The organism is Dehalobacter sp., from assembly GCA_023667845.1.
GTDB lineage: Bacteria > Bacillota > Desulfitobacteriia > Desulfitobacteriales > Syntrophobotulaceae > Dehalobacter.
Genome location: JAMPIU010000143.1, coordinates 307416 through 321212 on the forward strand (window position 1 = coordinate 307416; position 13797 = coordinate 321212).

Consider the following 13797-nt stretch of genomic DNA (forward strand, 5'->3'; position numbering starts at 1 on the left):
TGAGAAGCGCCTCTTAATATAAAAGAAGAAACCTGGTGCTGGATAGCCAGGTTTCTTCTCCATAGAATATTTGAAGAATATAAGATACAATTTATAAGAGCTGGATAAGATTGTTCTGTTTGTGGTTACGTTCATGAGGGAAGCGAGGCCCCCAATTTTTGTCCGAAATGTGGAGCGCCGAAGGAAAAATTCAACGTCTTATCTGAAGAAGATGCCAAAAAGATCCTGAATTCAGACCGAACCAATGACATCCACATGGAAATCATCAAATTAGCGATGAGAATAAAAGATTTAGCAAAAGAAGGTATTGAAATCAATCTTGACCCGCCATGCGTTGCTTTGTTTAAACAAGCTCATGACGAGGCTTGGGTCATCAAACAAAGAAGCAAAGCAGAAATCGCAGGCCATGTTGGACGAGGCAAGTGGTAAGTTTGAAACGATAAGAGGAGATTTTGTAATCAGGATTTGGCGGCCTACTGGGCCGCCATTAAGCATTTTCCCAGTAATTTCAGAAGGAAATAAAACATTATTCCATATATAATTCTTCTTGGTGTCATTTTTTTATTTTTATCTTTTCAATTTTAAGGAGGAAAAAGAATTGAACTTTCGTAAAAATTGGCTGAAATTTCTACTTTCTATTGCACTGGTAATCACAATTACGATTCCTGCGATGCCTTTACAAGCGTATGCTGCCCAGGCAGTAGAAAATAAAAGACTTGCTGGGGATAGCAGGACGCTAACTGCGATTGAAATCTCCAAGGAGGGATGGGCTGCAGGTTCAAATGCCGTGATCCTGGTCCGTGATAACAATTTTCCGGACGCTTTAGCCGGTGCTGTCCTGGCGGCAGCCTATGATGCCCCGATACTTTTAACGAACAGTAAATCACTCTCTCCTGACACTGCGTTGGAGATCGAACGGCTCCAAGCGCAAACGATCTATATCCTTGGCGGTACCGGTGCGGTATCCGCAGCGATTGAAGAGGATCTGTCTGCGGACTATACGGTCGAGCGTATCACAGGCGGCAACCGTTATGAGACTTCGGCAAATATTGCCAAATATCTGCAAGACAATCATAAACTGCTGACGAAAAAGGCTGTCATCGCCTATGCACAGAATTTCCCGGATGCCTTGGCGATCTCATCCTGGGCAGCGCAAAACGGCGTACCGATTCTGTTATCCGAAACAAATTCCCTGCCGGCAGCGACAAGCGAAGCTTTAACTACGCTGCAAGTAACCGATACGATTATTACCGGCGGGACTGGCGTCATCAGTGCGCAAGTCGAATCCATACTTCCGAATCCAACCCGTTATGGCGGAAATAATCGCTATGAAACAGCAGTCAACATTATTAACGGCCTTGGTCAAGCGACGGATACCCTCTTTGTTGCCACAGGGCTCAACTTCCCCGATGCCTTGGCAGGTTCCGCGTTAGCGGCAAAGCAGGGGAAAGCCATTCTGCTCGTCGGCAATGGCATTGATCCTTCCGTAGAAACTTTTTTAGCAGGTAAGGTAGGACAAATCAATAAAATTTATTCTGTCGGTGGTACCAGTGTTGTGAAGCCACTCACCCTGAACCAGATCTATTCTTGTATCGTTTTGGAGCAACCCGCCGAAGCATTTGCCAACGCGATGAACGCGATCAAAACGCTGGATCAGGATACCGCTGACCGGTATTTCAGCTACGACGGACTCATGAATTCTGATGAATCGACCAGCACCACGATCACCGATGAAAATATTGCCTCTTTCTTTGCGAAACTCGATTACAACATTGTGTCCTCAGCCATAAACGGTGATACGGCAACCGTGACAGCGGAAATCACCAATACCGATTTCGCGGCGGTCTTGGATGCTTACCTCGATGCGGTCATAGAATTGGCGATTGAACAGGGATTATTGCCTGAAGAGGAACAATTAAGCGATGAAGAAGCTGAACAGGCGATACAGCAGCTCTTATTTGACGCCATTGCCAATGAGGACCAGACAACAACAGTCACAATCGAAGTGAATCTTGTGAAGAATAATAATAGCTGGACAATTACCATGGATGACAAATTCGCAGATGCGATCCTGGGTGGATTCATCAGTGCATTTGAAGATCTGCTGCAATAAAGAAAAAGCAGGATAAATAAATAGAATGGCGGCCATTTAGGGCGCCATTTTTTTTACAAACTCATTACTGCCAAAAATAATTAAATGTGAAAGTAATAGGAAGTATTATGGTATAATATGGGACGATCAATTCTTTTGTCACAAAACTTCCTTTAGCGGTTTCCAAAGAATGAAACCATTTAAAGGAGGATCGTCGAATGGAGGGTATAACCTTGAGCAAGAAACTGCCCCATCCTGATTTTCAAACGATCTTCAGGATGCACTATCCGAAGGTTGTCCGGCAAATTTCCGGTTTTACCGGAAGCACCGCTACAGCCGAAGACCTTGCTCAGGAGGTTTTTCTCCGCTTATACAATGTGGATTGGGCCCAAATCCAGAACCTGAATGCCTGGCTTACGAAATGTAGTTTTCATGCCGCCTGCAATTATGTCCGCGGAGAGAAAAGAAGAGTGGCCCGGGAGGCCTTGGATTACCAGATGAATTATCCGAATCTGAAGTCGGATGAAGAAACCCAGCTCGAAGCGTTGTTGATCCGGGAAGAAACAAGACATGCCGTATTTGAGACGCTTTCTGAACTCGAAGAACGGGACCGGCTGCTCCTTTTGCTGAAGTATGAGGATTACAGCTACCGGGAAATCGCTGAAACCTTAGCGCTGAACCCCGCTTCCGTTGGCACACTGCTGGCCCGGGCCAGAAAACAGTTTCAAAATCTATATCAGAAAGGAAGGGAAGATGCATGACCTGTTCATTTGAAAACCAACTGCAAGCGTATCTGGACGGAGAACTGAATAAAGAAGAGCGCAAAGCGATCATGATCCATCTCGAACAATGCTCTTCCTGCCGTGATCAGCTCGTAGAATTGGACGGCCTTGCCAAATGGTCCGACCAAGTTTTCGATCAAGCTTTTTTTCCTGATGCGTCTGTATTGTCTGCGGAACAGACCAATCCTGAATTCGCCTGGACAAGATTCAGCCAAAAAATCAGCGCGGGCGATTTCGGCACGGACACCCTGGATTCCGCCTCTTCACCCATAGAGCCTTGCTCGTCGCAGATTCCTTCTTTAACGACTGGTTCACCCACCTATCTTGAAAGGAGTTGGAAAACCCTTATGAAAAAATACCGTAAACTGGCGACAGGTCTCGCTGCCGCTGTCTTGTTCGTTACTTTCCTGATGATCCCGCAGGTTCAGACGTTCGCCGGAGAAGTATTGGCGTTATTCAGAGTGGATAAGATTGAAATTGTAACTTTTACCCCTGAGGATCTTCAGCAAATCGAAAACTTTTTTGAATCCGGGGAAAACGCCCAGATTGACATGGATGATATCGGCACGATCACGATCACCGAAGGTGATTTCAAACAAACTGTCTATGCTTCCGCCACCGAAGCCAAAGCGGCCGGTGTCAGTCTCCCGGCATCTCCTGATGGTTACACGGTAGGCAATGTCGTTGTGCAATCGGCGGCCAAAGTAGATATGAAGCTCAATACGGAAACGATCAATGCTGCCATGAAAAATTTAGGCTCCGAGGCGACCTTCGATGAAAGCCTTAACGGCAAGACGTTCAGTGTCGCTTGGCCCGGCTTTACCGATATAACGTATCAGGGAGACTCGGATCAAACCTATACAGATTTGACATACACCGTCATGAACTCTCCGGAAATTCAGGCGCCATCTGTGACCGATATTGAAAAGCTCAGAACCACCTTGCTGCAGCTTCCGTTTATTCCGGAAAATATCCGCAGCCAACTCGCCGGTATCGACGACTGGCAGAATACGCTTCCTGTCCCGGCAATTCAGGGAACGACAGAAATTGACCGCACCGAAAAAGTCACGGTGAACGGCGGGAACGGCGCCTATATGCTGGCCAAAGACCATTCCGCGATCCTTCTCTGGGAAGACGCCGGTCAGCTGCATTCTCTACGGGCAAACCTCACCGCGGGAGCAGATGGAAACTCTGTGAAAGCGGATTTACTGAAACTTGCTGAAAATTTCTAGTTTCCTACGCTCATCTTGCCGTCAGCAGGCAAACGAGTATACCGTTCTCTAAATAACTAGACATTAAAACCTTCATAGCTGGGCCTGTGTGCTACAGCTCCAGCGTAAGCGGAATGCGGCGCGCAGACCAGATCCAAATGAATATTTTTGTATTTGGATAACTGCGCAAAACACGACATGCATACCTGCTCAAAGCTTAAAATCAGTCTGTGGGTCACAAGTACTGCGGCAAGCGTAGTATGGAGTGCGTAGCGCGGCTGTTTGCGCCATGGAGGGCGCAAACAGCCGAAAAGCAGTATTGTGACACACAGACTAACCCAGATGATATATCCTGCTGTCCTGCTGCGGCTATTTATTGTTTAGGAAAGGAGACCTTTGATGACGGATTCGGCAATCAATACCGCCGCCTTAAGCAAGCTATACAACGGCAAAGGAGGCTGCCAAAACATTACCCTCCATGTCCCTAAAGGTGTGGTGTATGGATTTATCGGCCCCAATGGTGCCGGCAAGAGCACTTTTGTCCGTACGCTTTTAGGTTTACTGAAGCCAACCGGCGGCAAGGCCGAACTCTTAGGTAAGCCGCTCGGGGACCTCGAAGCACGCCGAAAAATTGGCTATCTGCCGGAGCTTTTTCGTTATCCGGATTGGTTAACCGGACTCCAGCTTTTACATACGCATGCCGATCTGATCGGGATGAAATCGTCGTTGCGCCCCCAGCACTTTCAGACATTACTGGAAAGGGTAGGTCTAAGCGGCAGCGAAAAACAAAAAATCGCTAAATACAGCAAGGGCATGCAGCAAAGAATCGGTTTGGCTTGTGCGTTGCTTGGGGATCCGGAATTAATCTTTCTGGACGAACCGACTTCCGCGTTGGATCCGCTGGGGAGGATGGATGTTCGCAACCTCCTGGCAGAGCTAAGGCGCGAAGGCAAAACGGTCTTTTTGAACAGCCACTTGCTGCAGGAAATCGAAACGGTCTGTGACCAGGTCGCGATCATCGATCGCGGAAAGCTGATCACGCAAGGAGATTGGCGTAAACTTTGCCATTTTCAAAACCGGTACAAGTTGATCGCTTCCGGTCTGGACCCGAAAGTCTTAAGCACACTTCCGAGCGTCCTTCGTGCAGAGCAGCGTCAAACATTCGAAGCTGAAGCAGGGACGGCCCGAAAAACGGAATGGCAGATTGAGATCGAAAGCACCGAAGAACTTCCGGCTTTGGTTCGGACACTCAGTGAGCACGGGATCGGGGTCTACGAGCTCACGCCGCTGGAACCGCATCTGGAAGAAATCTTCCTGTATTGGATGAACCGAAAGGAGCCGGAAAATGTGGACCATCGCTAAACTTTCTTTCAAAGAAATCCTCTATAAACGCATCTTCCTGATTGCTCTGATCATGACGTTGGCCTACTTGCTGCTGTATGGAATCGCGACCCATTATGCCGCGGCGTCATCGTTGGAATCGCTGAATCAAATGGATCCGGACCAAAAAGCAGCCATGAGCCTGCAACTGAAAATGGTCGGTTCACAGCTTTTGAGTATGGGCCTCTTTTTTGCCAACTTTATTATTGGTCTGCTGACGATTCTGGCAACGGTAGGCAGTATTGCCGGTAATATCGAAAGCCATCAAATCGATCCGATCCTAACCCGGCCCATCCGGCGTATGGATTTTGTGTTAGGTAGATATCTTGGATATGGAATCCTTTTGATGGGATATACGTTGTTTTTCTTTCTTGCGATCATTCTCGTGAATCATCTGTTTGGAGGTCTGCTGCAAGCGAATCTGCTCTTCAGCAACATCCTGAAAGCAAGTTTTGTTTTCGCCTGCGTTCCCTTGATCATGATTGCTCCGGCGTTGTTCTTCAGTGCGAATTTCGGTACGATGAATAGCGGGATCATTCTGATCGTTCTCTATGGCATGAGCTTTATCGGCGGTTTTGTGGAACAACTGGGAAACATTCTGCAAAACACAGCCTTAGTGAATATTGGGGTCGTATCCAGCCTGCTGTTTCCCGCCGATACGCTGTTCCGCTATATGAACACCCTCCTGGACGCCGGCAATGCCGGATCTTTTAATCCGGCTTCCCTTCTCTTTGGCACCGGTTCGCCGAGTACCCTGATGCTCGTTTACTGTGTTGTTTATGTACTCTTGATTCTGCTGCTCGGGATTCAGTCATTTGGGCGCAGAGATATATAAGCAAGGTGGATCATACATTGTACTGCAGCTGGACGGGGATAATCCGGGATATGTCATTGTCAACGGCAAATCCCCGGCAGAAACCGAGGCCCTGTACGAGTCCATTTTTCATATAGGTCAGATTGACGCTGTGTATCCAGCTTGGCTTTTTCATAAGCCGGCTGGATTTTTATTATGATCGCAGGATTTTTGTACAGATACTAAAAAAGGGATATGCAGAAGGATAGAGAATTATAAAACGAACTTATCGATTGCAGTAAAGGAGATTAATATATGATTGACGTCCGGAACATGACCAAAAAATACGGCAAGCTGGCGGCCAATGACAACATTAACCTGTCCGTGGGACGCGGCGAGCTGGCCGTACTGCTCGGCCCCAACGGGGCGGGTAAATCAACGCTGATCAAATCTGTTTGCGGTCTGCTGCGTTTCCAAGGTACCATCACCATCGACGGGCATAAGAATCATACGGTGGAGGCCAAACGGATACTAGGGTATGTGCCGGAGTTTCCTGTGTTGTACCCGATGCTGACAGTGGCGGAGCACCTGGAGTTCATTGCCAAAGCATACCGGCTGGTGGCTTGGGAGGAAAGAGGGGAGGCCTTGCTTCGCCGTTTTGAGCTGGACGATAAAAAAATGAAGCTTGGTAAAGAGCTTTCCAAAGGAATGCAGCAAAAGGTCAGTGTCTGCTGTGCGCTCCTGCCCCAGCCCAAGGCTGTTATTCTGGATGAACCGCTGGTCGGTCTGGACCCGCATGGGATCCGTGAACTGAAAGCGGTCATTGCGGGGCTGCGGGACAGCGGCTGCGCGCTGCTTGTCAGCACCCATATGATCGAAAGCCTGGAGGAAAACTGGGATGTAACCTATATCATGGTCAAGGGCCGGATCGCGCGCGTTTGCCGCCGTACGGATATCGCAGCCGGCCAAAGCCTTGAGGATGTTTATTTCAGCATCACGGAAGGAAAAATCCAGGAGGAAACGCCATGAACAGTCTCGTTTTTTTGCTGGTAAAAAGCGCCAGGAACAGACTGCTGGAGCTGCTTCGGAAGCCGGCGAAGCTGGTGTTATGGGTGCTTGTGATTGCAGGGATTGGCGGAGTGTTTCTCACTTCCCTGTTTACAAAGCAAAGCACGGCCGGTTCGCATGATCTTGTTTGGCTCAAGGGCATCCTTTTCCTTCTCATCCTGATTTTTGTCGTGACCGCCATCCAAAAGGGCTTAGCCAATGGTGACGTTATTTTCGAGATGAACGATGTCAATTTGCTGTTTGTTTCACCGGTCAGTTCCCGTATGATCCTGATGTACGGCATCGTGCGCATGGCAAAGATGTCTTTCTTGGCAGGCTTTTTTATCCTGTTTCAAAGCAATTCCTTAAGCCAGGGCTTTGGGGTCGGCTTTGATGCGGTGCTCCTGGTACTGCTCGGTTTTATCCTGGCTGTCGGCATGCTCCAAATCCTGTCGCTTCTTATCTACAGCCTGACCAATGGAAAACCGGCGCGGAAGCTGGCTGTCCGGCTGCTTACCGCTCTGGCCTTTCTCCCGCTTATTGTTTATACCGGCATCCAGCTTCTCGGCACAGGTGATCTTCTTTCGGCGCTGGAAAACACGCTGCATTCGCCATTTGCCGCTTGGACGCCGGTGGCAGGCTGGGCATCGGCAGGTACAGTTTCCCTGATTTCCGGCGATCTGGGAACCGGATTTTTCTTTCTGGGGCTGCTGGTGCTGTCCGGGGCGCTCTTAATTCTCTATATCGCCTTGAGCAACCCCGATTATTATGAAGATGTCCTGGTTGCCACGGAAACCGCGTTTGAGAAAAAGCGCGTCTTAGCCGAAGGGCAGATCAACACAGAAGCGTTATCAACAAAAAAAGTGAAGGTTGCAAAAACCGGTATCAATGGTCTGGGACCCAGCACCATTTTTTATAAGCACCTGCGGGAATCCTTTCGTGCCAACCGTCTCGGTCTTTGGGGAGTGTCGTCCATCATCGTGGTATTCGGCGCAGCCCTGTTTTCAATGTTTCTGCGCGGCGAGGACGGCGGGACCTTCATTTTGCTGCAAACTCTGATGTGGATGCAGATTTTTCTGATCGGAACGGGCCGCGGCTTGAAAGAGCTTTATATGCATTATATCTACCTGATTCCCGCAAGCTCTTTTCGGAAAATCGTCTGGAGCAACCTGGAAATCGCGTTTAAGGTACTGGTAGAAAGTGTGGTTATTTTCGGCATCGCGGGCCTGATCATGGGGGATTCGGTTTGGCTGATTGCTGCGGCCATTGTGGTTTTCACCCTATTTTCGTTTTTACTCTTGGGCGTCAACTATCTTTCTTTGCGCTGGACGGGCGCGGACATCAGCGCGGGGCTCCTGATTTTCATTTACACCATTGCCGTTATCGTTATCATGTTGCCCGGCCTGATTGCCGCCTTTGTCATCGGCAGTAAGATCGCGGGAAGCGGCGTGCTGATCGGACTTGGGGTGCTGGCCTTATGGGAATTGCTGGCTGCGCTCGGCTGCTTCGCGCTGTCCAGGGGCGTTTTGCACCGCATGGATATGCCCGTGCTGAGAACTGGAAAGTAATAAAGTTTCAAAAGTTATTTCCTGTCATCCTCAGGCTCATATTTAAATAAAACGGTTAAGTACTTTTCCAAAGTCAATACATCAAATATATTTGATGTATTGACTTTTTGTTTTGTGTAGCATATACTCTATTATATCAAAATAATTTGATATATATAACAAATTATTTTGATATGCAGAAACAGTCGCGGTCAGCTCAAATCCAGCAAAGGAGACGCAATTCACTCATTATACCGAATTGGCAGTGGCTATAATTCGCAAAGGTGATTATGGGTTCAAAATTGGAGGTGTGGTATAGGTGTTCTCAGTAATTGGTCATATATCAAGTTTTTTATACAATTTGCTAACTGCGTTGCTAAAATGGATCTTTGGCTTGTTCAGCCAAAATCCGGAATTCCTGAATTCAGCACGTTTCAAGGACTCCGTAGAATACTTTTTCACAGATGCGATAGTTATCTTCCTGATGCTGATTATTATCATATTCATCGTATCAATATTAAGGAGCTTCTTTCCTCCTGAAAGAACCAAAAAACTTTTGGGGGAGCAAGGAAAAGCGCGCGGGTTTATCGGTAATATTGCTGCTGCCCTTCTGGGTATTGTAACTCCCTTTTGCTCTTGTTCTGCTGTTCCCGTATTTATAGGTTTTATAGAAGCAGGAATACCCTTGGGCGTAACCTTCTCATTCCTTATATCTTCACCAATGGTAAACGAGGTTGCACTCGTCATGCTTTGGGGCTTGTTCGGTTGGAAAATAGCTATCTTATACATTACAACAGGAGTAATCGTAGCAATTGTTGCAGGATTCATCATTGGCAAACTAAAGATGGAAAGATATCTTGAAGACGATGTATTTTCTATACGTATGGGCGATGCTGAGCTAGTAAAGCCTACCTGGAAGCAGCGAATTTCAGATGCCTGGCGCTATGACCTGAATTTGCTCAAGAAAATCTGGCCGTATGTAGTTATCGGCCTGGCAATTGGAGCTGCCATACACGGTTGGGCTCCTGGTGACTGGCTTGCAAAGTATGCAGGAAAAGGCAATCCTTTTGCAGTTCCAATCGCCGTTCTTATGGGTATACCCCTGTATTCCAATGCTGCAGGAACACTGCCTATTATCAGCGAACTCACTAAGTTGGGAGTCCCTATGGGTACGGCGTTGTCGTTTATGATGGCGGTAACGGCCTTAAGCCTGCCGGAAATGATAATACTCCGCAAGGTTTTAAAGCCCAAATTACTTGCAGTATTTATAGGGATTATGGCAGTTACCATTATATTTATAGGCTACTTTTTCAATATAATTTTAGTCTAGAATAATCAATCATTGTACCTGCATTAATACTCTGTAAATTCAATGACAATTTATGGACTGAAAGGCGAACACAAGGGATTTACCCAAACTGTTGAGATAAGTGTAATGCCCATTCGGCCAGGTGTATTTATGGTTGGTTGGCAGGAAGAAAACCAAACAACCGTAACCCATATTGAGGATTTCGAAAAAGGTATCGTTTACACAAATATAACGCTGCCGGGCAATAAATCACTCCGCTTACAGGGACCTTTTAAACAGGTGAAATAGCTAGACAATTTTTTAAATATGAAAGGGTTGAATTTTCAATGAATATTAAAGTCTTGGTATCCTGCTGTTCCGATTATGGTCTAAAAGAGAAAACCGATGAAGTGATTAAAGAAATAGGTATAGACGCGACAGTCGAGAAAGTCAAAGATATGAAAACGCTAATGTCCTATGGCGTTATGAAGGGTCCAGCCATTGTTATAAATGAGAAAGTAAAATCTATGGGAAGAGTCCCAAGTAAAGATGAAATTAAAAAATATATACAGGATGAGATGGGTGTATGATCTATATCAAGCATATTTGATATTGTTATCGATTTTATTTGATATAAAAGGAGGCGTTAACCATAGATCCTTCATTTTCTGACTATGCAAGCCACTTTAAATCATTGTCGGATGAGTTAAGGCTAAATATTCTTTTCCATCTTTATCAGAATGGCGAGAAATGCGTATGCGAATTAACTGATTACTTTAAAATATCGCAATCTGCACTTTCATACCATTTAAAAATACTCTCCGACAATGAGCTTCTTATAAAACGCCAAGAAGCAGTTTGGAATTTATACTCTTTGAATAAAGAGCATTTTATGTTCCCCATACTAAAATCAATTTTCAAAAACCAGATTAAAGTACTTGCCGATACAAGTGGAAAATGATTCGGCTTTACCACAAACTGTTTATTCTACTTTTCGATCAAACATGATGATGAAACCGGATCTGTAATTTCCCCTCATCCAGCTTGGCGGAAGCAATCTGTTTATTCAATAAATGCGGTGGCAGCATCATGCACCGCTTTTCATTTTTTATGGCGATATGAATCTCGCCACCGGCCTGAGAAAGCGTCATTTCCGATTTGTCGGCAAAGGGCAGGTGGAAAATCAGGACATCCTGATCGTTGTCCCGGAAGGTCTCCATCAGGCGTGTCCGGCATAAAACGGCCTCCGGATTCATTTTACCGTAGAGATCCCCGATTTGGGCCAGTACCGGGACCGATTTGAGTTCGTGCTTCATCAGATTCAGATAAAAGACGGGAAGATCGGCAAAGCTTTCCCTGATTTCATTTAAGCCTTCATTTTGAAGTTCAACCCACCGGTTGAAATAACCGGACAGCGCCTCCTGCGGAAATACTTTATTGATGATGACGGCGTCTACCTGGTAATCAAACAGGCTCAGCCAGGTGAAGCTGCGTTTTGTTTCCTTGATGACGATTTTTTCAGGCGTTGTGACGAGGCGTACGGTCAGGACATCTTTGTTGAGCATCAGCGCCTGAAGGCGTTCGAGCTTAGCCATCAGCTTCGTCAGGTCTTCAAAGACATTGTCTTTGGGCATCGGCATCTTGAGGACTTTTTCGATGACCGGCCCGGCGACCTTGACGGCCTGGCGCTTCACGGGAAGAATTTTGCTGACCATTTCTCCGAACATTTCCGGGTATTTCAGCAGGTTCAGCGTTTCACCCGTCGGCGCACAATCGACGATCAACACATCATATTTATTCTTTTCGTAATAGTCCAACACGGAAAATAAGGAAAACAGCTCTTCAAGACCGGGGAAAATGAGGAGCTCTTCCGCTTCAATTCCGCCTTCGGCCCGTGACAGGATCATTTGCTTGATGTAGGATTTTAAGCTTCCCCAAGCCGCCTCGCTTTCCCTGACGACGTCGATTTCCAGGGCGTCAAGGCAGGGGATGACCGCAGTCGGTTCACTGCCAAGCTTCATGTCGAGTGAATCAGTCAGGCTATGGGCTTGGTCGGTGCTCATGAGGAGGACGCGACGGCCCTTTGTGGCCAGCCTGATGGCGGTTGCGGCGGCGACACTGGTCTTGCCGACCCCGCCTTTGCCGGTATATAAAATAATACGCATGCTCTTTTCCTCCTAATCGATGGTTACCGTGTGAACTTTGCTGTCAGATTTAGTAGGGTCTGTGGTTTTCGAGGTTTTGGAGCTGTTCACCAGGCATTCCACCAGCAAGTCTTTGACTTCTTTTTCGATGACGGACAGGTGTTCTCTGACATTTTCGGGCATCAGGGTTTCCAGGGCTTCTTTTTGCAGCCGTTTCGCTTCGAGCATTTTTTGGATGAATTCAGGATTAATGGTTGTATCCATAGGGGTGACCTCCTCTATTTTGGTTCAAACCGTACTGTTAGCTTGCCATCGGTTAACTTGGCGGAGCTGACCAGATGATGGCGAAGGGTTGACGGTTTCGGGATGCTGCGTTTGAAGTTACCGATTTTCAGAATCAGATCGGTTGCGGATTCGTTGAAACGGATGTCGTCTTTTTCTACAAACGGCAGATCCAGGATTAAGGCATAGCCGGTTTCGGTCTTTTCATAATGCTCACCCAAAGAAGGGGGCTGAAGCTCGAACAGTGGGCTGCTTTCGGCCAAGATATCCGCCAGGCGTCCGATGCCGCCGACACCGTTTAAATCGCTGTCAAACCAAGGGATGCGGCGGATCGTCCTGCCGGCAAACAAACTTTCAAGTTCTTCGGTGTATTGGGTTTGGATGGCTATCCATTCAGCAAAGAACGGATTATCCAGATCCTGCGGTAATATCCGGTTGATATACAGGCAGTCCACGTTGAAGCCGTAAAGATTCAGATACATGAAGTTGCGTTTGGTTTCTTCAACCACCATCTTTTCAGGGATCGTGACCAGCCGGATGGCCGTTAGGGCGGGATCTTTAAGCAGCGTCTGAAGTTCAAGGAGTGTGGCGTAGAGCCTTTCGATATCCGTCATGGCCTTGCGGTCAGGCAGCTGGACTTTGAAGAGCGTTTTGGATATCGGCGACAAAATCCTTAGCGCGGCCTTGCCGATCGGGAACATTTTCTCCATATACCAGGACAGCAGTTCAGGAAATTTAAGCAGCGCCAGCGTTTCGCCTGTGGGTGCGCAGTCTACGATGATGCGGTCATAACGGCCGCTTTGATGCAGCGCCAAGATCTTAAGCAAGGAAAACAATTCGTCCATACCCGGAAAAACGGCGAGCTGTTCCAATTGTTCACCGCCCACGCCGCTCTCGCCAATCAGGCCGAGGACGGCTTTTTTCATATCCTTGAAGTCGTTTTCCATGACGTCGTGCGGATCGATTTCCAGCAAATGCAGGCCGTTGTCCAGAACGGTGATCTCGCTGCCAAGGGTCAATTCAAATAAGTCGCCGAGGTTATGGGCCATGTCGGTGCTGACAAGAAGCGTTTTCTTGCCTTCACCGGCGGAAAGCATGGCATGGGCTGCAGCGACGCTCGTTTTGCCGACACCGCCTTTGCCTGTAAATATCAAAATCGTACCCATCTAATAGACCCCTTTCTTAAATTCGAGATACGAATAGTTCTAGCGTGGAAGTATTTACTCTGAAG

At 47.3% G+C, this 13797-nt stretch carries 13 protein-coding genes and 1 pseudogene; 11 read left to right on the forward strand and 3 right to left on the reverse strand.

Annotated features, from left to right (window positions below):
- Positions 1-111: 111 nt before the first annotated feature.
- The 11 genes and pseudogenes from NC238_12370 (at position 112) to NC238_12420 (ending at position 11101) form a co-directional block, all read left to right on the forward strand.
- A pseudogene (locus tag NC238_12370) lies at positions 112-429 on the forward strand (rubredoxin).
- A gap of 169 nt (positions 430-598) precedes the next feature.
- Positions 599-2113, forward strand: a complete 1515-nt coding sequence (locus NC238_12375; GenBank protein ID MCM1566711.1) for a cell wall-binding repeat-containing protein — start codon at positions 599-601, stop codon at positions 2111-2113.
- Between the two features lie 197 nt (positions 2114-2310).
- On the forward strand, positions 2311-2853 hold the full coding sequence (locus NC238_12380; GenBank protein MCM1566712.1) for a sigma-70 family RNA polymerase sigma factor: 543 nt from the start codon (positions 2311-2313) through the stop codon (positions 2851-2853).
- Entirely contained in the window at positions 2850-4106 is a 1257-nt protein-coding gene (locus NC238_12385; GenBank protein MCM1566713.1) for a zf-HC2 domain-containing protein, read from the forward strand. The genes NC238_12380 and NC238_12385 overlap by 4 nt, the downstream gene beginning before the upstream one ends.
- A 378-nt stretch (positions 4107-4484) precedes the next feature.
- Positions 4485-5447, forward strand: coding sequence for an ABC transporter ATP-binding protein (locus NC238_12390; protein MCM1566714.1), 963 nt, complete (start codon positions 4485-4487; stop codon positions 5445-5447).
- The gene (locus tag NC238_12395; GenBank protein ID MCM1566715.1) at positions 5431-6300 is read left to right on the forward strand and encodes an ABC transporter permease; all 870 of its coding nucleotides are present in this window, start codon (positions 5431-5433) and stop codon (positions 6298-6300) included. Before NC238_12390 ends, NC238_12395 begins: the two co-directional genes overlap by 17 nt.
- 273 nt (positions 6301-6573) lie before the next feature.
- Positions 6574-7287, forward strand: a complete 714-nt coding sequence (locus tag NC238_12400; GenBank protein ID MCM1566716.1) for an ABC transporter ATP-binding protein — start codon at positions 6574-6576, stop codon at positions 7285-7287.
- On the forward strand, positions 7284-8873 hold the full coding sequence (locus tag NC238_12405) for a putative ABC exporter domain-containing protein (protein MCM1566717.1): 1590 nt from the start codon (positions 7284-7286) through the stop codon (positions 8871-8873). The genes NC238_12400 and NC238_12405 overlap by 4 nt, the downstream gene beginning before the upstream one ends.
- 298 nt (positions 8874-9171) lie before the next feature.
- On the forward strand, positions 9172-10182 hold the full coding sequence (locus NC238_12410; GenBank protein ID MCM1566718.1) for a permease: 1011 nt from the start codon (positions 9172-9174) through the stop codon (positions 10180-10182).
- A gap of 305 nt (positions 10183-10487) precedes the next feature.
- Positions 10488-10730, forward strand: a complete 243-nt coding sequence (locus tag NC238_12415; protein MCM1566719.1) for a thioredoxin family protein — start codon at positions 10488-10490, stop codon at positions 10728-10730.
- A gap of 104 nt (positions 10731-10834) precedes the next feature.
- Positions 10835-11101: a metalloregulator ArsR/SmtB family transcription factor gene (locus tag NC238_12420; protein ID MCM1566720.1), complete on the forward strand. Its 267-nt coding sequence runs from the start codon at positions 10835-10837 to the stop codon at positions 11099-11101.
- A gap of 37 nt (positions 11102-11138) precedes the next feature.
- Here NC238_12420 and NC238_12425 read toward each other — a convergent pair whose 3' ends face one another.
- From NC238_12425 to NC238_12435, 3 genes are read right to left on the reverse strand one after another with little or no spacing between them, the layout of a single operon-like run.
- On the reverse strand, positions 11139-12305 hold the full coding sequence (locus NC238_12425; GenBank protein MCM1566721.1) for an ArsA family ATPase: 1167 nt from the start codon (positions 12303-12305) through the stop codon (positions 11139-11141).
- 12 nt (positions 12306-12317) lie between these two features.
- Positions 12318-12548 carry a hypothetical protein gene (locus NC238_12430; protein MCM1566722.1) on the reverse strand — a complete coding sequence of 77 codons (231 nt, stop codon included), beginning with the start codon at positions 12546-12548 and terminating at the stop codon, positions 12318-12320.
- Between the two features lie 14 nt (positions 12549-12562).
- On the reverse strand, positions 12563-13732 hold the full coding sequence (locus tag NC238_12435; GenBank protein ID MCM1566723.1) for an ArsA family ATPase: 1170 nt from the start codon (positions 13730-13732) through the stop codon (positions 12563-12565).
- Positions 13733-13797 lie beyond the last annotated feature (65 nt).

Coding starts and splice junctions, on each gene's coding strand:
- NC238_12380 (MCM1566712.1), top strand. CDS start 2,311: ATGGAGGGTATAACCTTGAGCAAGAAACTGCCCCATCCTGATTTTCAA.
- NC238_12385 (MCM1566713.1), top strand. CDS start 2,850: ATGACCTGTTCATTTGAAAACCAACTGCAAGCGTATCTGGACGGAGAA.
- NC238_12390 (MCM1566714.1), top strand. CDS start 4,485: ATGACGGATTCGGCAATCAATACCGCCGCCTTAAGCAAGCTATACAAC.
- NC238_12395 (MCM1566715.1), top strand. CDS start 5,431: ATGTGGACCATCGCTAAACTTTCTTTCAAAGAAATCCTCTATAAACGC.
- NC238_12400 (MCM1566716.1), top strand. CDS start 6,574: ATGATTGACGTCCGGAACATGACCAAAAAATACGGCAAGCTGGCGGCC.
- NC238_12405 (MCM1566717.1), top strand. CDS start 7,284: ATGAACAGTCTCGTTTTTTTGCTGGTAAAAAGCGCCAGGAACAGACTG.
- NC238_12415 (MCM1566719.1), top strand. CDS start 10,488: ATGAATATTAAAGTCTTGGTATCCTGCTGTTCCGATTATGGTCTAAAA.
- NC238_12425 (MCM1566721.1), bottom strand. CDS start 12,305: ATGCGTATTATTTTATATACCGGCAAAGGCGGGGTCGGCAAGACCAGT.
- NC238_12430 (MCM1566722.1), bottom strand. CDS start 12,548: ATGGATACAACCATTAATCCTGAATTCATCCAAAAAATGCTCGAAGCG.
- NC238_12435 (MCM1566723.1), bottom strand. CDS start 13,732: ATGGGTACGATTTTGATATTTACAGGCAAAGGCGGTGTCGGCAAAACG.